The sequence below is a fragment of the Bradyrhizobium sp. MI1.10 genome, from assembly GCF_055811035.1.
In genome coordinates, this window is record NZ_JBVVPN010000062.1 from 11,906 (window position 1) to 34,100 (window position 22,195).

Below are 22,195 nucleotides of genomic sequence, written 5' to 3' on the forward strand. Positions count from 1 at the left end.
CACTTATAATTTTTCCGGGGGCCCCCCCCCCCCCCCCCCCCGCCGGGCGCGGTCCGCCGCCTGGCCCACCGCCCGCGCCCGGGGCGCCCGGCCGCCCGCGGCGCGGCCGCGCCCCCCCGACCGGGTCTCGGCCATTCGCACCCGCCTCTTCGAGCCGAGGGCGGGCGGCCGGTTGCCCGACGTTCTCGTCGCCATTCCCGTCTACGCCAAGGGAACGTCGCGCGACACGGTCGTGGACCGACGCCGCAATCTCGCCGGCTTCGTCGTCGGCGTCTTCGACCTGCCGCTGCTGATCCAGTCCATTCGCGTGACCACCGGCGCAAGCCCCGCGGTCAGCGTCAACGTCTATCCGCCGTTTGCGTGGCAGATCGTCGGCCTGGAGGAGATGCTGCCGGATTATTCGTCGGCCGCCACGGCGCCGCAGTCGATGCGGGACGTCGCGCGGGCCCTGCACTGGTCGGGCAATCTCAAGATCGGCGACACCGACTGGCAGGTGCGGGCGGTGCCGACTGCCGGCGGTCCGTTGGAGACGACTTACGATCGCGCGGGCGCGGTGCTGATCGTCGGCATGCTGCTGACGCTGTCGCTTTCGACCTATCTCATGCTCGCAAGCCGCAATTCGCAGCGGTTGTCGCTGGCGAACCGGCGGGTGCTCGAACTCGCCCAGACCGACATCCTGACCGGATTGCCGAACCGCGCTTTCTTCCTGGCCCGGCTCGACGAGCTCAATGGTCGTTTGAAGGACGGCGGTCGGACCTTCTCGATCCTGATGCTCGACCTCGACCGCTTCAAGAACGTCAACGACTCGCTCGGTCACGGTGCCGGCGATGCGCTGCTGCGTCAGGTCGCACAACGGCTGAAATCCGCGCTGCGCGCCAGCGACGTGCTGGCCCGGCTTGGTGGCGACGAATTCGCCATCATCCAGGAAGCTTGCGAGGATCAGCGCGTCTGCTCGACCGAACTGGCGGGGCGGATCGCCAAGCTTGTGGCCGAGCCGTTCCTTCTTCCCGGACACCGCGTCGAGATCGGCACCAGCATCGGCATTGCGATCGCGCCCGATCACGGCAGCGATCAGGAGCAGCTGCTGAAGAAGGCCGACCTGGCGCTCTACCGCTCGAAATCGTCGGGCCGCAACTGCTTCACCATCTACGACAAGGCGATGTCGGCCGAGCTCGAGGCGCGCAGCACGCTGGAAGGCGATCTGCGCGACGCCATTGCGCGGTGTCAGCTCGAGGTGCACTACCAGCCGTTCGTCGACGCCCTCAGCGGCGCGCGGCGCGGCTTCGAGGCGTTGGTGCGCTGGAGGCATCCGACGCGCGGCTTGATTGCGCCGGACCAGTTCATCCCGCTTGCGGAGGAGACCGGGCTGATCGTGCCGCTCGGCGAGTTCGTGCTGCGACGCGCCTGCGCTGACGCGGCCGGCTGGCCGTCCGACCTTGCGGTTGCAGTCAACCTGTCGCCGATCCAGTTCAAGGAGGCCGAGCTGTTCGAGATGATCAGCGCGGCGCTCGCCGATTCCGGGTTGCCGCCCCGGCGGCTGGAGATTGAGATCACGGAATCCGTTCTGCTGGAACGCGGCGTCGAGAACCACGCCTTCATGGAGCGGCTGAAGAGCATCGGCATCGCGCTCGCACTCGACGATTTCGGCACCGGCTATTCGTCGCTGAGCTACCTGACCGCGTTCCCGTTCGACAAGATCAAGATCGACAAGTCGTTCATCCGCAACCTCACGCATCAGCCGCGCAGCTCCGCCATCATCTCCTCGATCGTGACGCTGGCGCGCGGGCTGGACATGTCGGTCACCGCCGAAGGCGTCGAGACCCGCGAGGAGTACGAGCGGCTGAAGGCGCTCGGCGTCAATTTCGCGCAAGGCTATCTGTTCGGCCGCCCGCACCCGATCGAACGGATCATGTTCGACGTGCCCGTCAAACCATCCCAACTCGACGCCGCCTGAGCGCCCGCCTCGTCCTTCGAGACGACCGCTTCGCGGTCTCCTCAGGATGAGGCTAGGTGGCATCGGGGCCTGTTGAATTGTCGCCAAACACTCTGTCCTCATCCTGAGGAGCCCGCGAAGCGGGCGTCTCGAAGGATGGCCGCAGGCGAGGTGCTTGCCAGTACTTCTTCCAGCGCGATCACCTTACTCAACGGGCATGCGCGAAAAGCGCTTGACCCGGGCAGTCCCGGATGGTCGGAAGGACCGTCCAGGGATGAAACACACAATGCGGCTTCCGTTCTTCTACGGCTGGGTCGTGGTCGCGGTGACTTTCGTCACCATGGCCATCGGCGTCAACGCGCGCACCGCCTTCTCGCTGTTCTTTCCTCCCATCATCTCCGAGTTCGGCTGGGAGCGCGGCGTCACCGCGGGCGCCTTTTCCTTCGGCTTCGTGGTGTCGGGCATGGTCAGCCCGCTGATCGGCCGGCTGATGGACCGCGCCGGCCCGCGCGCGGTGATGGAGCTCGGCGTGGTTCTGATGGGTGGCGGGCTGCTGCTCGCGCCGCTCACCAGCCAGCCATGGCATCTCTACGTCACCATCGGCGTCATGGTTGGCGCCGGCTCGGTGTGTCTCGGCTATTCCGGCCAGTCGCTGTTCCTGCCGAACTGGTTCATCCGCACACGCGGCCTCGCCATCGGCATTGCCTTCGCCGGGGTCGGCATCGGCTCGGTGACGCTGCTGCCCTGGGTGCAGCACTTGATCGAACAGACCGGCTGGCGCACGGCCTGCACGGCGATGGGCCTGATGATTCTGATCGTGCTGGCGCCGATCAATCTGTTCCTGCACAGGCGCCCCGAGGATATCGGCCTGCGGCCTGACGGCGATGCCGCGCCGGCCGCAGGCGCCGCAAAACCCGTCTCCAACATCGTCGATCCCGTCTGGGCCCGGACCGAATGGACACTCCGGAAAGCGGTCGCCACGGCGCGGTTCTGGTGGATCGCGCTCGGCTATTTCTGCGGCCTGTACATCTGGTACGCGGTGCAGGTGCACCAGACCAAATTCCTGCTCGACATCGGCTTCAGCCCGGGTGTCGCGGTGTGGGCGCTCGGCATCGTCAGCCTGCTCGGCATTCCCGGCCAGATCCTGCTCGGCCATGTCTCCGACCGGATCGGGCGGGAATGGGTATGGGCAATCAGCTGCGCGGGTTTTGCGATCTCTTTCGCAGCGCTGATGGCTCTGAAATTCCAACCGTCATTGTGGCTGGTCTATCTCATGGTGTTCACGCAAGGCGCGCTCGGCTACGGCCTGACCTCGATCATGGGCGCAGTGGTGTTCGAGATTTTTCAGGGCAAGCACCAAGGCAGCATCTTCGGCACCATCATGCTGGCAGCATTGGCCGGCGGCGCCGCCGGTCCCTGGGTCACCGGCTTGCTTTACGATCGGGTCGGCGACTACACGCTCGCCTTTGGCGTTGCCATCATTGTGAGCGGATTGTCGGCGCTCTCGATCTGGCAAGCCGCGCCGCGCAAGGTGCGCGCCGTCGCCGGCAAGCTTCAGGCTGGGACCGGCGCCGAATAGGTTCCGTACGCACCGGATTACCTTCGCGTCTTTTGCGGAATGTTAAGCATGTCGCGTTGCGACGGGACTGCAAAAACGTCTTGGACACCATCGCGGCGCTAGCCTCGGTTGCCATATCTTCCCGATGCCTCCGGGTCCAACGATGTCTGCCTCCGATTGTCCCATGACAGAAACTCCGGAAGTGCTGTTGGCCGCGCTCGAACGCGCCGAAGAGGGCATCGTCATCGTCGACAGCGCGTATCGCATCACGCATTTCAATGCCGGTGCAGAGCGGATCTGGAAACTCGCACGGGCTGAGGTGCTCGGCCGCGACGCCGGACTTCTCAGCCTCAAATGCCTCCAGGCCGAACCGTGTGCGGAATTCCGTGACGAGATCAGCCTGGTGCGACACGACGGCAGCCGCATCCGGGCGGCCATCTCGCTTTCATCCATTGCAAGTGGCGGCGTGACCCATCGCATCGTGTTCGCGCGTGACGTTACCGCGGATGCCGAGCGCCGCGTCAGGATCGGGCTTCTCCACGCCGTCTCCGACCAGACCAACCGCGCGGTGCTCATCACCGACACCGACCAGAACATCGTCTACGTCAATTCCGCCTTCACGACGCTGTTCGGCTACACCAGCGAGGAAGCCGAAGGCCGCCGTGCCCGGGGCCTGATCGCCGGCCGCCACACCGATCGCAAGGCCGTTGCGAAGCTCGTCAAGCGCCTGATGGATGGCGGCCACCGCGGCGAGGTCGAGATGCTCGCCTATGACAAGGATGGCGAGGAGATCTGGGTCTGTGCCCGCATCGATGCCTTCCGCGACAGGAAGGGCCAGGTCAAGCACATCTTCGCGCTGCTCGAGGACATCACGGAGACCAAGCAGCTGCACTCGCTCCAGCAGCTCATCATGGGCGCGCTCGCTGATGAGGTTCCGATCGGCGAGATTGCAGACCGGCTGTGCCGCCGTGTCGAGCAGATCGCGCCCGACGTCGTCTGTTCGCTGCTTCACGTCGATGCCGCGGGCCTGATCCATCCGCTCGGCGGCCCAAGCCTGCCCGAGGACTATTCCCGCGCACTGGAGGGCATTGCCATTGGTCCCAATGTCGGCTCGTGCGGAACCGCGGCCTTCTACGGCGAGCCGGTGCTGGCGACCGATCTGGAGACCGACCCGCGCTGGCAGCCCTACAAGGCGATGCCGCTCGCGATTGGCCTGCGCGCATGCTGGTCGACGCCGGTCAAGGCCAAGGACGGACGGGTCATCGCCACCTTCGCTTTCTACTACCGGGAGCCGCGCGCGCCGAGCAATTGGCACCGCCGCATCGTCGATGCCTGCGTCAATCTCGGCGCCTTCGCGATCGAGCGCAAGGAAGCGCGCGCCGAGATCGCGCGGCTCGCCTATCACGACATCCTCACTGGTCTGCCGAACCGCGCACAATTGCGACGCCTGATCACCACCGCCATCGATGCCTGCCCGACCGGCAGCCACGTCGCGCTGGCCTTCCTCGACGTCGATCATTTCAAGGACGTCAACGACACGCTCGGTCATGCCGCCGGCGACGAGCTCCTGATCCAGCTGGCGCAGCGCCTGCGCGAGCAGATCGGACCCGAGGACATGCTGGGGCGGCTCGGCGGCGACGAGTTCGTCATCCTGCTGCCGCGGCGCAACGCCGAGGGTGCCGAGCGCGTCGCGGCCGGAATTACCGAAGCGCTAGCGGCGCCGCTGCGGCTCGGCTCCAGGCAGCTGCAGATGTCGGCGAGCATCGGCGTCAGCCTCTATCCCGATCATGCGACCGACATCGACACCCTGATGCAACAGGCGGACGCGGCCATGTACATGGCCAAGCAGGCGGGACGTTCGACCCATCGCCTGTTCAGCGCCGAGATGAACGGGCTCACCGAGCAGCGGCTGGCCTTGATTGCGGCGCTGCGCCGCGCCATCGCCGAGGGGGCGCTGACCCTCAGGTATCAGCCGCAGATCCGCAGCTGCGACGGCGCGATCCATGGCGTCGAGGCGCTGGCGCGCTGGCACGATGCCGAGCTCGGCGACGTCTCGCCGGCAAAATTCATCCCGCTCGCCGAAGAGTGCGGCCTGATCGAGCAGATCGGCCTGTGGTCGGTGCGCGAGGCCTGCCGGCAGATGGCGAGTTGGCGCCGCGCCGGGCTCGGCATTCCATCCGTGTCGGTGAACCTGTCGCCGATCAATTTCCGCAGCGTCACGCTGGCCGCGCGGCTCAAGGACATCCTCGCCGAATACGATCTGCCGGCGGATGCGCTGATGCTCGAGATCACCGAGGGCGCGTTCATGCAGGACAGCGTCGCCGCGCTCGAGACGATGAATGCGATCCGGGAGCTCGGCGTCGGGCTTTCCGTGGACGATTTCGGCACCGGCTATTCCAGCCTCAGCCGGCTCGCCCATCTGCCGATCCGCGAGCTCAAGATCGACCGCAGCTTCATGCGCGACATCGAGCGTGACGCCGGCGCGCTCGCGATCGCCACCGCCGTGGTGCGCGTCGGGCAGGGCCTCGGCATGACCGTCGTCGGCGAAGGGGTCGAGACCGAGGCGCAGCGCAAGGTGCTGGCCGAACTTGGCTGCGACGTCGTGCAGGGTTTTCTTTACGCACCCGCGCTCGCGCCTGTTGCCTTCGAGCGCTGGCTGATCGAGCACTGCGCCGAGCAGGCGCAGGCGATGTTGGCTCGTCTCGACATTGCACCGGCCGGCGCGACTGCGGTGAAGCGGTCGGCGTAGGGCGTCTACTCTCGGAGCCGCCACGGCAGCAACGACGGGCTAGCCATCGAAATCAACGAAACGCGTTACTTCGATCGTGCCTGGTTTGGCTTTGGTCGGCATTGACGCGGCAATGCATAGTGAACGGTCAGCAAGCTTTCGTTCCTGTCGTCGAAAATCAAATGATCGGTCAAGGCCATTTCCGCGCGCATAGCATTGCAGCAGAAGATCATCCATCGATTGAACGTGGGCAGCGGGCTCATGGACCGGTAAAGCTCGCCACACTCGATGGTCACGTTCTTAAGGCCTTGCGCATTCGCCAATTCGAGCCGGGATCGAATCTCTTGCCGGAAACGGTCCGTTGAAACCATGCGACATCCGATTGCCGAAAACCCTTCTGAGAGGGGGATCAGCCGGCCAGTATTGAAATCGAGCGATGAGCCCTGTCAACTCAGACGTCAGGCCGTGTGACCATAGAGCAATGCCAACACAAAGATACAGCTAATAAAGCCGATCTGATTGATGCTCTCGTCTCGCTATTGGGCGACAGCGTTCCTATATGCTCGATATCGCCGCCCGCCCTTGGCAGTTATCGGTGACTGAGAGCATTGCGCTCCCGCCTCAACCACGAAGGCGGTCGGATGTCCGATATCCCAAAATACAAATCTCCTGGACTGATTGGTATCTCCGGTGCCGCTGCGGGTCGCTGCGTCGGCCTTCATGCAGCGGAATCCATTTTCAATTGATCTGCAGCAGCGATCTCGCACGCAGGTCGTCAGGAGGCTACGTGGCAAACACAGCAACGATCCGAAATTCGAACGGGCTTCCGGCCACATTCACGGGATCGAAGACCGGGCAGGACGACGCTCCGTTTGTCTTCGTGAAGGTCGGCGATGAAGAGCGCCGCATGCGAAGGGCCGAATGGGATGCGCTTCCGCCCTGGACCGGCCCGCGCCCGGCACGAACAGTCAACGATTGATCGCACAGCCTTTGGGGGCCCGCTTGACGATCGAACATGCTATCGTGCGAACCAAGCCGAAGCCCTGGGGCAGTCTCGATCTGCGGCCCTGGAGCCTGGCGTCGACGAGCGACGGCCCGATCGGGGAATTGTGGTTCGAGCGTCCGGGCCTTGCTGGGCCGGAGACGGCGTTGCTGCTCAAAATGCTCTTCACCTCCGAGCCGCTATCGATTCAAGTTCACCCGGATGATGCGTTCGCGCGCTCGATCGGGCTTGCCAACGGCAAGACCGAAGCCTGGTACATCGTCTCCGCGATCCCCGGTGCTAGGGTCGCGGTGGGACTGAACCATCCGCGCTCCGCCGCAGAGTTGCGAGCGGCAATCGCTGACGGCTCGATCGCCGATATCGTGGATTGGCAGCCGGTTCATCCAGGCGACGCCATTTTCATTCCTGCCGGAACCGTACATGCGATCGGCGCCGGCATCGTGCTCGTCGAAATCCAGCAGCAAAGCGACGCCACGTTCCGGCTGTTCGACTATGGACGACAGCGCCAACTGCACATCGACAATGCCGTCGCGGTGGCGACAGCAGGCCCGCGCCAGATCCAATTGCCGTCCGAACGTCTGAGCGGCGCGCGAACGGTCCTCACGGTCAATTCATATTTTGCGCTGGAGCAAATTGACCTTGCTCCGGGCTCCGTTTGGATGCTCGACGCACCGAAAGAGACCTGGCTGCTGGCGATAGAAGGCCAGGCCCAACTCGGCTCGACGAGGCTGGCGCCGGGGGAGGCGATCTTCCTGGAAGCCGACCATGCGGAAATCGAGGTCGGTGCGAACGGGTTGAAAGCGCTACTGGCCTATCCCGGCCCGAAGATAAACCTCGCTGCGTTGATAGAGCGCAGCGCCGCGAGCGCCAGTCGCGCACCGCACGCCTTTCCCAGCACCCTGGTCGCGTCTCCCTTCGAGACCGCCGCGCTCAAACAATCGGAGACGCCAAATTGGCTGCCGTAAATCGTATCGCATTCATCGGCAATTCGCTTCCCCGCCGCTGCGGCATTGCGACCTTCACCACCGACTTGCAGAGCGCCATTGCGGCGTCCCGGAGTGATCTGGAGACCGTCATCGTCGCGATGACCGATCACGGCCAGGTCTACGATTATCCTCCCACCGTGGGCCTGGAGATCAACGACGACAGGCAAGATGATTATGTCCGTGCGGCCACTTATCTGAACAGCGGCGGCTTCGAGGCCGTTTCGCTGCAACACGAGTTCGGCATTTTCGGCGGCGAGGCCGGAGGCCAGATCATGGCGCTCCTGTCGCGCCTGACCATACCGATCGTGACAACCTTGCATACGATCTTGTCCGAGCCGACGGAGGCTCAGCGTGACGTCATCGCGCGCATCGTCGAATGCTCGTCCAAGGTCGTCGTGATGGCGGAGAAGGGTCGGGAGTTGTTGCGTTCCGTCTACCACGTGGCTGACGAGAAGATCGAAATCATCCCACACGGTATCCCGGAATTTGCGTTCGTCGAACCCGACGCGGCCAAGGCTGCGCTCGGATTCAGCAACAAGTCGGTCATCCTGACCTTCGGATTGCTGTCGCCGAACAAGGGTATCGAAGTCATGATCGATGCGATGCCTTCGATTCTGAAGACCCGACCCGACGCCGTTTACGTCGTCCTCGGTGCGACGCATCCCAACCTCGTGCGCGATCGTGGCGAAGCCTATCGTGAGTCCCTGATGGCGCACGCGCGCCAGGCTGGCGTCGAGGATCACGTCGTGTTCCTCGATCAGTTCGTCGACAAGAAAACGCTGCTCGATTTCATCTCGATGTCCGACGTCTACGTGACGCCGTACCTCAGTGAGGCCCAGATGACCTCGGGCACGCTGGCCTATAGTTTCGGCCTCGGTAAAGCCGTGGTGTCCACCCCGTATTGGCATGCCCGTGAACTATTGGCCGATGGCCGCGGCATCCTGGTTCCGTTTGGCGATGCGGCAGCGCTCGGCATTGAAATCGCCAAGTTGCTGACCAACGATGTGCTTCGGCAGGCGATGCGCAAGCGCGCCTATTCGAGCAGCCGCGCGATGACGTGGGAAAGAACCGCCGAACGCTATATGTCGGTCTTCGAGAACGCCGGCCGACGGCATCGGCTCAAGACCATTGCGCGCACGGATACTGGTACGCTGCTGCGCGACAGCCGCGCCCCGCCGGAAATGCAGCTCGGTCATTTCCTGTCGATGTGTGACGACACGGGACTGTTTCAGCATGCCGTTCATAGCGTGCCGGATCGTGCCCACGGCTATTGCGTCGACGACAACGCCCGGGCGCTGCTCGTGGCCTGTGCACTCAACAATCCGGGCGAAGAGCGGCTGCCGGAAGCCCTGACGGCGCGATTTGCCGCCTTCGTCCAGCACGCCTGGAATCCGGATACACGACGATTTCGCAATTTCATGGGCTTCAACCGCTGCTGGTTGGAGGACCAGGGGTCGGAGGATAGTCACGGACGCACGCTCTGGGCCTTGGGCGTGTGCGCGTTGACCGATGCCAGCACGTCGCGGCGCTCATGGGCCGCGGCGCTGTTTTCTGAAGCGATGGCAACAGCGGAAGAGTTTCGTTCGCCCCGTGCGTGGGCGTTCGTATTGCTGGGCCTTGATGCATACTGCTCGGCTGTCCCGAACGATGTCCAGGCGACCCGTTTGCGTGCCGTGCTTGCCGATCGGTTGATCTTGATCTTCGACACCGTGGCAACAGGCGATTGGGTCTGGTTCGAGGATGGGTTGGCCTACGATAACGCGCGCTTGCCCCAGGCGCTGATCATGACGGGCCTGGCGAGTAAGACATCGCGCTATGTCAATATCGGGCTGGAGTCGCTGCGCTGGCTTGTGAAGAGGCAAACTTCGGCGAAGGGCCAATTCCGCCCGATCGGCACGACGGGATTTGGTGAGCGACGCCAACCCTCGCAAGCCTTCGACCAGCAGCCGCTGGAGGCCGCGGCGACCATCGCGGCATGCCTTGCCGCATGGCGGGCCGATCACGATGTCGAGTGGAAAGCCGAAGCCGCGCGGGTCTTTGCGTGGTTTCTGGGCAGCAACGATCTATCGGCCTCGCTGGTCGATTTGGAAACCGGAAGCTGCCGGGATGGCTTGCACCCCGATCGTCCCAATGAGAATCGCGGAGGGGAATCCGTGGTGTCGTATTTGCTTGGGCTTTCCGAGATTCGGCAAATTGCCCGCCTGAGCGAAAGCCGGGCCAAGCCTGCTCCTCTCGTCGCCTGACGGAGCCGGTTACAATTTCCTCCTTCAACCCATCGAGGCCGTTTTGTCGCAATCTCCCTTCCTCAAACGCCAAGCCCTTCAGCTGCGGCCTGATCCGACCCGTGTCATCGTTCGGCCTTTCAAGCCGGCAACCGAGCCGCGCGACCTCAATCCGACAGACAAGACCCGCGCCAACCATATCGTCGAACGGGTCCTCGCGCTCGATCCCGAGACGGCTGACCGGCAATTGGCCGACGTTCTGGAGAATTTCCTCGGCCGTCACCGCAACCTGTTGCAGATTTTCGAGGCACGCGCCGCGGAAATGGAAGAGGCGCTGGCCGACCATGCTGTATTCACGCAGGTGCAGCGCCAACTCGCGGGCGCCTATTTTCTTAACGAATATTCGTTCGAGGCCTCGGCATTGTTCAATCCGAGTATCGTGCCACATCCCGATCAATCCGGAACGCCGGAAGGCAGCCTCCGCTTCATCCTGAGTCTTCGTGCCGTCGGCGAGGGTCATGTGTCTTCGCTGACATTTCGCTCGGGACTTATTGCGGAAGACGGGACTGTGACGATCGACGCGACGGCGCGTCTTGCATCCAGCCCCGATCTCGTCAAGCTGACATCGGGCGCCGGCGGCGACGAGATTGATGTTACATTCGCGGCTGGGCAGGATCTTAGCGAGCGGGTGATTTTTCCAGTCACCGAAGCGCAGTCGAACGGGATCGAGGATGCGCGCTTTGTGCATTTCAGCAACGCGGGCAAGACGATCTACTACGCGACCTACACCGCCTATAGTGGACGGGCGATCCGGTCGGAGCTGATCGAGACGTCCGATTTTGTATCGTTCCGGCTATCGCCGCTGAAGGGCAATGCCGCGCGCAACAAGGGCATGGCGTTATTCCCGCGCAAGGTCGGGGGCAGATATGCGATGATCGCGCGCCAGGATAACGAGAACCTCTATCTGATCTTTTCCGACGATCTCCATACGTGGGATGGCGGGCAGCCGATCCTGAAGCCGCGATACCCCTGGGAGTTCGTGCAGATCGGCAATTGCGGATCTCCGATCGAGCTCGATGAGGGATGGCTGCTGCTGACGCACGGTGTCGGCCCTGTGCGGAAATATTCGATCGGGGCCGCGCTGCTGGACAAGAACGACCCTTCGAAGGTGCTCGGCCGCCTGCGCGAGCCGCTATTGCGCCCGGACCCTTCCGAACGCGAAGGATATGTTCCGAACGTCGTCTACACCTGCGGCGCGATGCGCCACCGCGACAAGATCATCTTCCCCTACGCGGTCTCCGACAGCTTCTGCAATTTCGCGACCATCGAGATTGCATCCTTGATTGCGGCCATGGACAGTAGTGCATAGGAACTGCGCTGACCGTTCTCGATGTCCATCCGATGGATTGGAAAAGCGTGAAGCGGTCGGCGCAGAACATTGCTTCGAACGGGTGATGTCCGGGCTCAGGCATCCGGTTGCAGGAACGTGCCGTATTGCTTGGTCGCGGCGACCGCGGCCGCGGCCTTTCCGATCATCCGCATCGCTGCCATCATCGGCCATGGCCCAAGACTGACCCGCCGAACGCCGACGCGGGTCAGATCCGGAAGTGCGGGAACGCCTTGTGTCACCATGATGTTGACCGGCAGAGGCGTGAGCTGAACGAACTTTTCAATGAGCGCGAGGTCGGTGAGGCCGGGCACGAAAATTCCGTCGGCGCCGGCCTCGGCATAGACCTTCGCCCGGCTTGCCGCTTCGTTCATGCACTCGTCCGGCGATCCGAATTTGAGCAGAAACGGATCCGTTCTCGCATTGATGAACAGCTGAACTCCCAGATCTTTCGCGGCATCCCGCACGGCCTTGATCTTGGCGGCATGGCGTTCGGGATTGACCAGCTGCCGCTGTCCCCCCGAGAGCCCGTCCTCGATATTGATGCCGACGGCGCCGGCTTTCAAAATCTCGGTCGCCGATCTGGCCGCGGCCTCCGGGGTGTCGCCATATCCTGCCTCCAGATCGATTGAGACGGGAACCGAGACGGCCGCGGTCATTCGCGAGACCAGGCCGGTCAGCATGTCGAGCGGGATATTTTCTCCGTCGGCGTATCCAAGTGCGGAGGCGACCGCTCCGCTGCTGGTTGCGATGGCCGGAGAGGTCTTCGCGATGGCTTTGGCAGTGGCGGCGTCCCAGGCGTTGAACAGGACGAGCGGATCGCCCTTCCTGTGAAGGGCATGAAACGTCTCGGCATATTGCTGTTGGGTCTTGGCGTCCATTGCGCGCACTCCGGATTAGAGAACTCAAAGGATGTTGTGGGCCACGCCCTCTGCGTTCAGTGCGTCTTGAACCAGTCCATGATCAGGCTGGTGACTTCTTCCTCACGCTCGAGGTGCGGGAAGTGCCCGACATCGGGCAGGACAATCCGCTGGTGCGGCCCCTTGAACAGCGGCTCCTCCTTGACCGAGTACCTTGCTGTCGGATCGTTGCTGCCATAGATCGTCAGCGTCGGCGTGTGCATGTCATTGATCGGCAGCCGGCGCGCGAGCCCCGCATCGGTCAGGCCTCCATAATATTTAAGCGCCGCGGCCATGGTGCCGGGCGAGCTGAGCGTCTCCTTGATCGAGCGGATGTGCTCGGCATTGTTGAACGTCGGTGACCACAGCTTCCAGAGATAGTCGACGAAGGGGAGCCCCGCGGTATTGACCGCCGATTCGGCGCCGGGCAGCTGGAAGAAATAGACATGGAATACCGCTCGAACGAGCTCCGGATCCCTTCTGATGCTCGAAATTGTAATCGGATGTGCGGTGTTCATGACCACGGCGGCCTTGAACGCCGATGGCGCCGTGGCCAGCGCCTGAAAGGTCGAGGTGCCGCCCCAATCCATGCCGACGACGCGTGCCTGTCCGTCGTCGCTCAGCGCCGCGATGAGGGCTTCTAGATCCTTGCCCAGTGCGATGGGATCGAAAATGCCGTCCGCCGGAATCTCTGTCGGCGCATAGCCGCGCAGGAACGGCGCGACCGCACGATAGCCTGCATCCGCGAAGACCTGCAGCTGCTTTCGATACGACCAGGCATTGTCGGGAAAGCCGTGCAGGAACATGACAAGAGGGCCGTCGCCCTGTTCGAGATAGGCGAAGCGCACGCCGTTGGCCTGCACGTATTTCAAGGCGGGTTCAATGCCTCTGGTATTCGCTTGGGCATCCGCTTGTCGTGCCGCGCTCCCGATATTCATCGTCATTCTCCATGTCATCGTGCCCCGCAGGCAAAATATGTGCGCAGCGCACATATTCGTCAAGTTGTTTTTTGTGCGCTCCGCACATATTGTCCGGCTCATGGAAAATGGAATCGCAAATTTGCTGGGGGCGCTTTCGCTCGCCGTCATGGATCGGATCGAGCAGGGTGCGCGCGAGGTCATAGGCCGCGGCGGCGAGACGCCTGCCGCACTGGTCGTCATCGGCTATGGCCAGGGCATGACCAACGACAAGCTGCGGCGGATCCTTGGCCTGTCGCATTCAGGAACGGTCCGGCTGGTGGACCGTCTGGTGTCGGATCGGCTGGTCGAACGTCGGCCCGGACAGGACGGCCGCGAGGTTGCTCTGCACCTGACAGCGAAGGGCGCCTCAACCCGCAACGAGTTGATGACGTCGCGAATTTCGGCCGTCGCGTCGCTTCTGGATGTGCTGTCGCCGGCTGAAACGAAACGACTCGAAACGCTGCTCCACGAGTTGTTGGCTCGGCAGGATACGTCCGAGATGGATCGCTTCACGATCTGTCGCATGTGCGACGACAGCGTTTGTACGAACTGCCCGTTGCCCACGGACAAGGGCAAACGCGCTCGCTAGCGGGTGCACTCGACGCCATCATCCGGCTTGCGAGGTCTGGTCGAGCGACTCGGGGCGCAACGCGCGTTCACGTCGCGGATAGGAACGTCCGGCGTTTCTCCACGTTGTCGGCCGTCGAGCGCAAACTGGGCCATACGATGAAGAAGATCGCCGCCATCCTTGTGATGCTCTCTGCCTTGCCGGCTGCTGCCGGTGCGGAGAGTTGGAGCGGCTATCGCATTCCCGAGACCGGGACCAGTGTCGACATCCCTTCGTCCATCTTCACCGAGCAAGCCGGTCGGCCCGACGGCTATGGCATGCAGTACCGGACCAGCGACGGCCGGGCGGATTTGACGGTGCAGGCCGTTCCGAACGAAGGCAGTTCACCGGCGGCTTTCCTGGCGCGGAAGAATCCGCCGTCCGGCATCACCTACAAGCGCATCACGCCGCGCTTCTTCGTGGTCTCCAGCACCCGGGGCGGCAAGATCTGGTACGACCGCTGCAATTTTGGCCGCCGCTACGTGCATTGCGTGCTGATCAACTACCCGGCCGCCGAGAAGCGGCAGTGGGATGCAGTCGTAACCCGCGTCAGCCACACGCTGAGCGGCGGTTGATCGTTCACAAAGAAAAACCTGCTTACAAAAAAAATCTGCTCACAAAGAAAAAACTGCCCGCAAATCGCGGGCAGCAGTCTCGTGAGGATGGTTCAGCGCAAATTGGTCGATGTCGTCGACATGGTCGGTTTGGAGCCCGGCACGTGCGACATGGTTTTGGTGGTGGACCCGACCTCCTCGCCCGCCTTCACTTTCGTGCGGGTGTGGGAGCGGCTGAACGTACCACCCTCGTGCGCCTGCGCGCGCGCATTGGAATTGAGCACCGGACCGTTGCCCTTGTTCATGGTGGTGCCGGACTGCGCCTTGCCGTTGGCAGACGCGGCGCTGCCGCCGGCTGCAATGGACGAGCCGGTCTGTCCGGAGCCCGACGTCGACGTGCCGCCGGTGCCGAGTGTGCTGGCCGAGGTGCCGCCGGCTGCAGCCGAGCCGCCGCTGCCGCCGGTCATGCTGGTTTGCGCCGACAACGGCGAGGCGGCGGCGAGCAGGAGTGCGACCGACGAGGTCGCGATCAACATTCTCATCTGTGAAATCCTTTTGCTATGGCGACGATGTCGAGATGGTGCAGCCGTTGACTGTGACGGTGCTCGCACTGGTCGAACCCGGGCCGCCGGCCGTCGAGGACGAACTCGACACGTTGCCGCCACCGGCCTGGACGTGCACCGACGATCCGCCGGCCGAGCTCGAGCTCGACAGCGAGCCGCTCGATGAGCTCGAGCCGGTTGTGCCCGAACCCGATGACCCCAGCGCAGTGATGCTGCCGTCGGGATGTTTTTCCACCGTGACCCGGCAGGTCTCGCCGGATGCGGTCTTGCCGGTTTTCTGCATGGTTTCCCCCACAGCGGCGCTGCTCATCAAAGTCAAAACTGCGATCGCAACGATTGATCTGTTCATGCCAGTCCTCCTCAGGAAGGACGAAGGAGCGGCATTGCTGCCGCTCCGCCGGCCGGGATGTCAGTCCTTGTCCTTCTTCATCTCGTCCTTGTGGTGGCCTTTGCCCTTTTCCATGCCCATGTCGCTGGCATGTCCCGCGGAGGAGCCGGCGGCTCCCACGGTCGAGCCGCTCTTGCCGCCGCCGGCCGACGAGCCGCCGGTGCCGAGCGTCGATGCGGAGTTGGAGCCGGAGCCTGCCGCAGAGCCGCCCGTGCCGACGCTGGACGAACTCTTGCCGCCACCGGCCGACGAACCGCCGGTGCCGAGCGTCGAGGCCGAGCCTGAGCCGCTGCCGGAGCCCGCGGCAGAGCCGCCGGTGCCCACGGACGAACTGCTGGTGCCGCCGCCGGCCGACGAGCCGCCGGTGCCAAGCGTCGAGGCCGAGCCTGAGCCGCTGCCCGAACCTGCCGATGAACCGCCCGTACCGATCGTCGAGTTGCTGGTGCCGCCGCCGGCTGACGAGCCGCCAGTGCCGACCGTCGAGCTCGACTGCGCCACGGCGAGCGCGGTACCGGCCAGCAGCGCGGCTGCGGCCGCAGACAATTTCAGAATCCTCATCGCTGTCTCCTCCAATGATCAAATTGCCAAAACAGGCCCGGGATAAAGTGGCAAGCTGCAGAAACGTTCCTTGGATCGGTATGACGATGTGGAAAATGCGCGCGAGAATTGCGACGAGGTTCCAGCGGCGCGGCGCGCCGATGTCGAGCGGGAACAGCGCGACGATCTGAAGAAAACAAACGCTACTTCGACGACAATCCCGTCCTGCGCCGCAGATCCGTGATCGCGCGCAGAAAGCTGTCGGCCGGCGTCGTCTCCGGATCGATCAGGCGATGCAGACGAAAGCCGTCTTCCAGCGCCAGCACGACGGAGGCCATCCATGGCGGATTGAGCGTGTCGTCCTTTGCGTTGCTCTTCAGTGTGGCCTCGACGATGTCGGCGACCAGCTTGCGCCGCGCGCGCAGGCGTTTTGCAAGCTCCGGCCGGCGCTTCTCGGCGCGCGCGACGAACAGGATCATCTCCATGTGCAGCAGCGGCGAGCGGCCGAGCGGGTCCTGCCTTGTGCGATCCATCGCCTTCAGCGCTGCGATGAAGTCGTCGAGATTGTCGTGCTGCGCGAGGATGTCCATGTTGCGCCGGATCGACTGCGCGACATGGTCCTCGATCATGGCGATGATCAGCTCGTCCTTGCTCTTGAAGTTGGAATAGAACGCACCGCGGCTGAATCCGGCCGCCGCTGCGATCGCCTCGATGCTGGCGCCGCCGATGCCATCCTCCTCGAACACGCGCGCGGCCGCCTCGAACAGCCTGTCGCGCGTGTCGTCCCTAGTCGGCCTGGTTCTCACCCTTGACATCGGAGCAGGTTAGGGCAGAATGCAACTCGATACAACAATGTATCGAGTTAACAATTCAGGGATGATTACGCCGCGCAAGAGGGGCTGCCCGGCGTATGCGATTCATGCGGCAACCGATGTGAGGTCACCATGAACGAGCATGTGCAAGGCACCGGCGGTCCGCTGTTTAATCCACTGTCGCCGGACTTCATCCGCGATCCCTATCCGCATTATGAGCGGCTCCGCGCGATCTTTCCGATTCACGTGACGCCGTTCGGCCAGTTCGTCACCAGCCGCCATGCCGATGTCAGCCTCGTGATGCGCGACAAGCGGTTCGGCAAGGATTTCGTCGAGCGTTCCAAGCGCCGCTATAGCGAGAAGATCATGGAGGAGCCGGTCTTCCGCAGCATGAGCCACTGGATGCTGCAGGCCGATCCGCCCGACCACACCCGCCTGCGCGGCCTCGTCGTGAAGGCCTTCACCGCCCGCCGCGTCGAGGACATGCGGCCGCGCATCCAGCAGATCGTCGACCAGACCATCGATGCCGTGATCGAACGCGGCCACATGGACCTGATCGAGGATTTCGCCTTCCGCCTGCCGGTCACCATCATCTGCGACATGCTCGGCATCCCCGAGGACCATCGCGAGACTTTCTATAACAGCTCACGCGACGGCGGACGGCTGCTCGACCCCGTGCCGCTTTCGCCGGAGGAGATTGCCAAGGGCAACGCCGGCAACATGATGGCGCAGATGTATTTCCAGCAGCTGTTCGAGCTGCGTCGCAAAAATCCCGGCGACGATCTCATCACCCAGCTGGTGCAAGCCGAGGAAGACGGCAACAAGCTCACCAACGAGGAACTGACCGCCAACATCATCCTGTTGTTCGGCGCCGGCCACGAGACCACGGTCAATCTGATCGGCAACGGCCTGCTGGCGCTGCATCGCAATCCGGACCAGCTCGCGCTTTTGAAGGCGCAGCCTGAGCTGATGGTGGGCGCGATCGAGGAATTCTTGCGCTACGATTCCTCGGTGCAGATGACCGGGCGGGTCGCGCTGGAGGACATCGACGATGTCGGCGGCGCGAAGATCCCGAAGGGCGAGACCGTGCTCTGCCTGCTTGGCTCGGCCAACCGCGACCCGGCGGTCTATCCTGACCGGCCCGACCGACTCGACGTCACCCGCCAGAACGTGAGGCCGCTGTCGTTCGGCGGTGGCATCCATTTCTGCCTGGGAGCCCAATTGGCCCGCCTCGAGGCCGAGATCGCCATCGCCACGCTGTTGCGGCGGCTGCCCGACCTGCGCATCGACGACCTCGAAAACCCGGAATGGCGGCCGACCTTCGTACTACGCGGCCTGAAGCGGCTGCCTGCGAGCTGGTGATGGCCGCCAGCACTGATTCTGCGAGCATTGGCCCTCATCCTGAGGAGCCCGCAAAGCGGGCGTCTCCAAGGATGGCCGCGGGCGAGAGCGGGGCCTCTATGGTTCGAGACGGCGCTTCGCGCCTCCTCACCATGAGGGTCTCACACCCGCGTTAACCTCCGCGCGCAACAGTCGCTGTGACTTCGCCACACTTCCCCCTATATAAGGGGCTGTTCCGGTACGTCTGAGGCCCTGCGGCTCAGGCAAGGCCCGCATCCGGTTTGGCCGAGGGGAGACCCGTGCAGACGACGCTGCTCGGATTGGCGATTGCCTTTATCTTAGCGCTGCTGGCCGCCCTGATCGGGCCTTACTTCGTCGACTGGAACCAGTTCAGGCCCCAGTTCGAAGCGGAGGCCGGCAGGATCATCGGCGTGCCGGTGCGGGTGGCGGGCGAGCTCGACGCGCGGCTGTTGCCGGCGCCGACGTTGCGGCTGCGCGCGGTCACCTTCGGCGGCAACAACGATCTCGGCCGCCTGCGCGCCGACAAGCTCGACGTCGAGTTCAGCCTGAGCTCGCTGATGCGCGGCGAATGGCGCGCCACCGAGCTTTCGGTCAACGGCATGGCGGTCGATCTCGGCCTCGACGCGCGCGGGCGGGTCGATTTGCCGTCCACCGCAAACGGCAGCTTCAATCTGGCTTCGCTGGCGATCGAGCGGCTGAACCTCACCGGCCGCATTGCCCTGCATGATGCCGCCAGCCGTTCGACGCTGGAGCTCAACGACATCGCCTTCTCCGGCGACGTGCGCTCGCTGGCCGGCTCGGTCCGGGGCGACGGCAGTTTCACCGCCGCTGGGGTGCGCTATCCGTTCCGCGTCTCCTCCGGCCCGAGCGCCGACGGCAACGCCACCCGCCTCCACCTCAACGTCGATCCCGGCGAGCGCGCCATCCTGGCCGATCTCGAAGGCGTGCTTGCCTTCGACAATCGCCTGCCGAAATTCGAAGGCGCGCTGACGCTCGCGGTGCCCGCGCTGAAGAAGTCGGGCGATGCGGGGCCGATGCCCTGGAAGCTCACGACGAAACTCAAGGCCGATCCGGCCGGCGCCAAGTTCGAGCAGGTCGACGCCAGCTTCGGCCCCGAAGACTCCGCGCTGAAGCTCGGCGGCGTCGGCGATGTCAGGTTCGGGGCCTCGCCGCTGCTGCGCGCGGTGCTGTCAGCGCGCCAGGTCGATGCCGACAAGCTGACGGCCAAGAACGATACCGAGCCGCAGCGCATCCTACCGGCGCTCCGCGCAGGTCTCGCCGCAATCCCGCAGGCGCCGATCCCGGCACAGATCGAGTTCAACTCCGACCAGATCATGCTCGGCGGCCGGCCGCTCCAGAACATCACGGCCGAGCTTGCGACCGACGGACGATCCTGGACCTTCCAGCGGCTCGAGCTGCGCGCGCCAGGCCAGACGCAGCTCTCGCTCAACGGCGCGACGCCCGGCGCCGACAGTTTCAGCGGCCGTCTCAGCGTCGATTCCTCCGATCCCGATACGCTGGTGGCCTGGCTTCAGGGCCGCAGCGAGGTCAACCGCCGCAGCACCCGTCCGCTGCGCCTTGCCGGTGACGTGACCATTGCCGCCAACCATTTCGCCATCGACAGGCTGAAGGCCGAGATCGAGGGCGGCGCGATCGAAGGCCGCATTGCTTTCGTCCAGACCGGCGCGAGCAAGGGCTCGCGGATCGATGCGGAGCTTAGGGCTGACCGCCTCGACCTCGATGCCGCCGCGAGTTTCGTGCGCGCGCTTTCGGGGCCGCAGGGCGAATGGCCGGAGGAGGCGAAGCTTTCGCTCGATATCGGCCGCGCGATCTCGGCCGGGCAGGAGCTGCGGCCGTTCACCGCGAAACTCGGTTACGGCCCGGCATCGCTCTCGCTGGAGCAGTTGCGGTTCGGACAGGCCAGTGGCGTGACCACGGAAGCGAGCGGCAGTTTCGACCGCGCCAAGGCCATTGGCAAGCTCGCGCTGAAATCCTCCGCCAATTCGCTGCGCGATCTCACCGCGCTGCTCGAGCCGTTTGCGCCATCGGTGCGCGCGCGCTTCGACGCCGTCCCGACGCTGCCAGGCACGACCCGCCTCAAGCTCGACCTCAGCCTCGACAAGAACGCCGAGCACGCCGATCGCAACGACGCGCGCGCGGTGATCGAGCTCGACGCGCCGCAACTCAAGGCCACCGCGACGCTGGCCGCGCAGACGCCGGTGGCTGCCGTCAACGGGATCGACATCGAGCGCCTGCGCAACAGCGACTTCACGCTGGATTCGAAAGTCTCGACACCGCAGGCCAGTGCATTGCTGGCGCTGCTCGGGCTCGATCGCGTGTTGGCCGCAGGCGAGGGCGCTTCGCAGTTCGAAGGCCACTTGAGCGGCGCCTGGCGCCATCAGCTGCAATTGAATGCAAAGCTTAGCGGCGGCGGGCTGGACGCGGACGCACAAGGCAACGTCGAATTGTCGGAGCCGAAAGGCAGCGTGAATTTGCGCGTGCGCAACGCCAATCTGGCCCCGCTGTTCGGGACCAGCCTGGCCGATAAATCGGTGCAGAGCGTCAATCTGTCCTCGCGCGTCGGCCTCGCCGGCAACCGCCTGACCTTCAACGATCTCGACAGCACACTGGCCGGCTCGCATTTGCGCGGTCATCTGGCGGTGACGCTCGATCAGGAGAAGACCGTCGACGGCGAAGTCGGCCTCGATACGCTCGACCTCGTGCCCGCGCTCGCGATGGCCATCGGCGCGGCCGGACACGATGCCAATGCGCCGTTGAATGCCGGGCTTCTCGGCGGCTGGCGCGGCCGCGTCGCCTTCCAGGCGTTGCACGGCACGTTGCCCGGCGGCATCGAGCTGCGCCCCTTCGGCGGCACGGTCCGGAGCGACGGTCAGTCGCTCGCGCTCGACGCAATGAAGGGCGGCGTCGGCGGCGGCGAGATGTCGGCGAGCCTCGATGCGCGCAATGGCGCCAATGGTCTGACGTTGAACGCGCGCATCGAACTCGGCAATGTCGACGCGGCGGCGCTGCGCTACCGCGACCTTGCGCTGCCGAAGGGACGCGCCTCGGCGCAGATGGCGCTGATCAGCCAGGGCCGCAGCGTCGCGGCGCTCACCGGTGCGCTCGCCGGCAACGGCACGGTGACGCTCGAATCCGCTGAAATCTCCGGCCTCAATCCGCGCGCCTTCGAGATCGCCATCCGCGCCAGCGACGGCGGCCAAATTGCCGACGACAACCGGCTGCGGCAACTGGTCGAGCCCGCGCTGTCGGCGGGTCCGATTGCAGTGGCCTCGGCGCAGATCCCGTTCACGATCCGCGACGGGCGCCTGCGCGTCGGCGCAACGTCGCTGGAGGCGAAGAATGCGCGTGCCATCGTCTCCGGCGGCTACGACATCCCTGCCGACCAGGCCGACATCCGCGCCAGCCTGACGCCGATCATGACCGGGCTCTCCGGCGCACCGCCGGAAATCCAGCTGTTCGCGGCCGGTCCCCCCGACAGGCTCAACCGCACCGTCGATGTCGGGCCGCTGTCCTCCTGGCTTGCGGTGCGCACGATCGACCGCGAGACGCGCCGGCTGGACGCCATCGAGCGCGGCGAGCCGCCGCCGGCGCCCGCCGCGCTGCCGCCCCGGGTGTCGCCGGCTCCCCTGCCGGAGCCGGCGCGGCAGGCTGTGGCGCTGCCCCGCCGCGCTCCCCG

General features: G+C 64.6%; 17 protein-coding genes. 10 read left to right on the forward strand and 7 right to left on the reverse strand.

Translation table 11 applies throughout. The features are described 5' to 3' along the window. From AC0L3K_RS36495 to AC0L3K_RS36505, 3 genes are all read left to right on the forward strand, one after another. The coding region (locus tag AC0L3K_RS36495) for a putative bifunctional diguanylate cyclase/phosphodiesterase (RefSeq protein WP_473367866.1) at positions 1 to 1,954 on the forward strand (1,954 nt) is incomplete at its 5' end. Between the two features lie 265 nt (positions 1,955 to 2,219). Beyond that, the gene (locus tag AC0L3K_RS36500) at positions 2,220 to 3,512 is read left to right on the forward strand and encodes an MFS transporter (RefSeq protein WP_088941181.1); all 1,293 of its coding nucleotides are present in this window, start codon (positions 2,220 to 2,222) and stop codon (positions 3,510 to 3,512) included. Positions 3,513 to 3,654: 142 nt separating this feature from the next. After that, on the forward strand, positions 3,655 to 6,240 hold the full coding sequence (locus AC0L3K_RS36505) for an EAL domain-containing protein (RefSeq protein ID WP_007600932.1): 2,586 nt from the start codon (positions 3,655 to 3,657) through the stop codon (positions 6,238 to 6,240). Between the two features lie 65 nt (positions 6,241 to 6,305). On the opposite strand, the gene AC0L3K_RS36510 is transcribed toward AC0L3K_RS36505, so the two are convergent. Then, positions 6,306 to 6,590: a hypothetical protein gene (locus tag AC0L3K_RS36510; RefSeq protein WP_157158654.1), complete on the reverse strand. Its 285-nt coding sequence runs from the start codon at positions 6,588 to 6,590 to the stop codon at positions 6,306 to 6,308. A 631-nt stretch (positions 6,591 to 7,221) separates the two neighbouring features. Here AC0L3K_RS36510 and AC0L3K_RS36515 point away from each other — a divergent pair. Genes AC0L3K_RS36515 through AC0L3K_RS36525 form a run of 3 tightly spaced genes read left to right on the forward strand, consistent with a single transcriptional unit; the run spans position 7,222 to position 11,799 of the window. Then, entirely contained in the window at positions 7,222 to 8,187 is a 966-nt protein-coding gene (locus AC0L3K_RS36515; protein WP_035994260.1) for a class I mannose-6-phosphate isomerase, read from the forward strand. Continuing rightward, the gene (locus AC0L3K_RS36520) at positions 8,175 to 10,451 is read left to right on the forward strand and encodes a glycosyltransferase family 4 protein (RefSeq protein WP_473367871.1); all 2,277 of its coding nucleotides are present in this window, start codon (positions 8,175 to 8,177) and stop codon (positions 10,449 to 10,451) included. Before AC0L3K_RS36515 ends, AC0L3K_RS36520 begins: the two co-directional genes overlap by 13 nt. A 43-nt stretch (positions 10,452 to 10,494) precedes the next feature. Next, positions 10,495 to 11,799, forward strand: coding sequence for a glycoside hydrolase family 130 protein (locus tag AC0L3K_RS36525; protein ID WP_354128120.1), 1,305 nt, complete (start codon positions 10,495 to 10,497; stop codon positions 11,797 to 11,799). A gap of 95 nt (positions 11,800 to 11,894) precedes the next feature. Here the strand turns inward: AC0L3K_RS36525 and AC0L3K_RS36530 are convergent, their stop codons facing one another. Then, positions 11,895 to 12,698 carry an isocitrate lyase/PEP mutase family protein gene (locus tag AC0L3K_RS36530; RefSeq protein WP_473367867.1) on the reverse strand — a complete coding sequence of 268 codons (804 nt, stop codon included), beginning with the start codon at positions 12,696 to 12,698 and terminating at the stop codon, positions 11,895 to 11,897. Between the two features lie 56 nt (positions 12,699 to 12,754). Beyond that, complete coding sequence (locus tag AC0L3K_RS36535; protein ID WP_473367868.1) at positions 12,755 to 13,804, reverse strand: alpha/beta fold hydrolase; 1,050 nt, start codon at positions 13,802 to 13,804, stop codon at positions 12,755 to 12,757. On the opposite strand from AC0L3K_RS36535, the gene AC0L3K_RS36540 reads away from it, so the two are divergent. Both AC0L3K_RS36540 and AC0L3K_RS36545 read left to right on the forward strand, forming a co-directional pair. Continuing rightward, complete coding sequence (locus tag AC0L3K_RS36540) at positions 13,803 to 14,264, forward strand: MarR family winged helix-turn-helix transcriptional regulator (RefSeq protein ID WP_354201155.1); 462 nt, start codon at positions 13,803 to 13,805, stop codon at positions 14,262 to 14,264. The genes AC0L3K_RS36535 and AC0L3K_RS36540 overlap by 2 nt on opposite strands. 137 nt (positions 14,265 to 14,401) lie before the next feature. Next, positions 14,402 to 14,857: a hypothetical protein gene (locus AC0L3K_RS36545; protein ID WP_007600940.1), complete on the forward strand. Its 456-nt coding sequence runs from the start codon at positions 14,402 to 14,404 to the stop codon at positions 14,855 to 14,857. 92 nt (positions 14,858 to 14,949) lie between these two features. Here the strand turns inward: AC0L3K_RS36545 and AC0L3K_RS36550 are convergent, their stop codons facing one another. From AC0L3K_RS36550 to AC0L3K_RS36565, 4 genes are all read right to left on the reverse strand, one after another. After that, the gene (locus AC0L3K_RS36550; protein ID WP_246649131.1) at positions 14,950 to 15,372 is read right to left on the reverse strand and encodes a hypothetical protein; all 423 of its coding nucleotides are present in this window, start codon (positions 15,370 to 15,372) and stop codon (positions 14,950 to 14,952) included. A 22-nt stretch (positions 15,373 to 15,394) separates the two neighbouring features. Continuing rightward, entirely contained in the window at positions 15,395 to 15,748 is a 354-nt protein-coding gene (locus AC0L3K_RS36555) for a hypothetical protein (RefSeq protein ID WP_219683460.1), read from the reverse strand. A gap of 60 nt (positions 15,749 to 15,808) precedes the next feature. Next, complete coding sequence (locus AC0L3K_RS36560) at positions 15,809 to 16,345, reverse strand: hypothetical protein (protein WP_473255445.1); 537 nt, start codon at positions 16,343 to 16,345, stop codon at positions 15,809 to 15,811. 182 nt (positions 16,346 to 16,527) lie between these two features. After that, positions 16,528 to 17,139: a TetR/AcrR family transcriptional regulator gene (locus AC0L3K_RS36565; protein ID WP_007600944.1), complete on the reverse strand. Its 612-nt coding sequence runs from the start codon at positions 17,137 to 17,139 to the stop codon at positions 16,528 to 16,530. Positions 17,140 to 17,268: 129 nt separating this feature from the next. Between AC0L3K_RS36565 and AC0L3K_RS36570 the strand changes: the two genes are divergently transcribed. Next, positions 17,269 to 18,498, forward strand: coding sequence for a cytochrome P450 (locus tag AC0L3K_RS36570; protein WP_473367869.1), 1,230 nt, complete (start codon positions 17,269 to 17,271; stop codon positions 18,496 to 18,498). Positions 18,499 to 18,776: 278 nt separating this feature from the next. Continuing rightward, positions 18,777 to 22,195: AsmA family protein (locus tag AC0L3K_RS36575; RefSeq protein WP_473367870.1), on the forward strand; the 3,419-nt coding region annotated here is incomplete at its 3' end.

Coding starts and splice junctions, on each gene's coding strand:
- AC0L3K_RS36535 (WP_473367868.1), bottom strand. CDS start 13,804: ATGACGGCGAGCGAAAGCGCCCCCAGCAAATTTGCGATTCCATTTTCC.
- AC0L3K_RS36550 (WP_246649131.1), bottom strand. CDS start 15,372: ATGTTGATCGCGACCTCGTCGGTCGCACTCCTGCTCGCCGCCGCCTCG.
- AC0L3K_RS36505 (WP_007600932.1), top strand. CDS start 3,655: ATGTCTGCCTCCGATTGTCCCATGACAGAAACTCCGGAAGTGCTGTTG.
- AC0L3K_RS36530 (WP_473367867.1), bottom strand. CDS start 12,698: ATGGACGCCAAGACCCAACAGCAATATGCCGAGACGTTTCATGCCCTT.
- AC0L3K_RS36540 (WP_354201155.1), top strand. CDS start 13,803: ATGGATCGGATCGAGCAGGGTGCGCGCGAGGTCATAGGCCGCGGCGGC.
- AC0L3K_RS36555 (WP_219683460.1), bottom strand. CDS start 15,748: ATGAACAGATCAATCGTTGCGATCGCAGTTTTGACTTTGATGAGCAGC.
- AC0L3K_RS36500 (WP_088941181.1), top strand. CDS start 2,220: ATGCGGCTTCCGTTCTTCTACGGCTGGGTCGTGGTCGCGGTGACTTTC.
- AC0L3K_RS36510 (WP_157158654.1), bottom strand. CDS start 6,590: ATGGTTTCAACGGACCGTTTCCGGCAAGAGATTCGATCCCGGCTCGAA.
- AC0L3K_RS36545 (WP_007600940.1), top strand. CDS start 14,402: ATGAAGAAGATCGCCGCCATCCTTGTGATGCTCTCTGCCTTGCCGGCT.
- AC0L3K_RS36560 (WP_473255445.1), bottom strand. CDS start 16,345: ATGAGGATTCTGAAATTGTCTGCGGCCGCAGCCGCGCTGCTGGCCGGT.
- AC0L3K_RS36570 (WP_473367869.1), top strand. CDS start 17,269: ATGAACGAGCATGTGCAAGGCACCGGCGGTCCGCTGTTTAATCCACTG.
- AC0L3K_RS36565 (WP_007600944.1), bottom strand. CDS start 17,139: ATGTCAAGGGTGAGAACCAGGCCGACTAGGGACGACACGCGCGACAGG.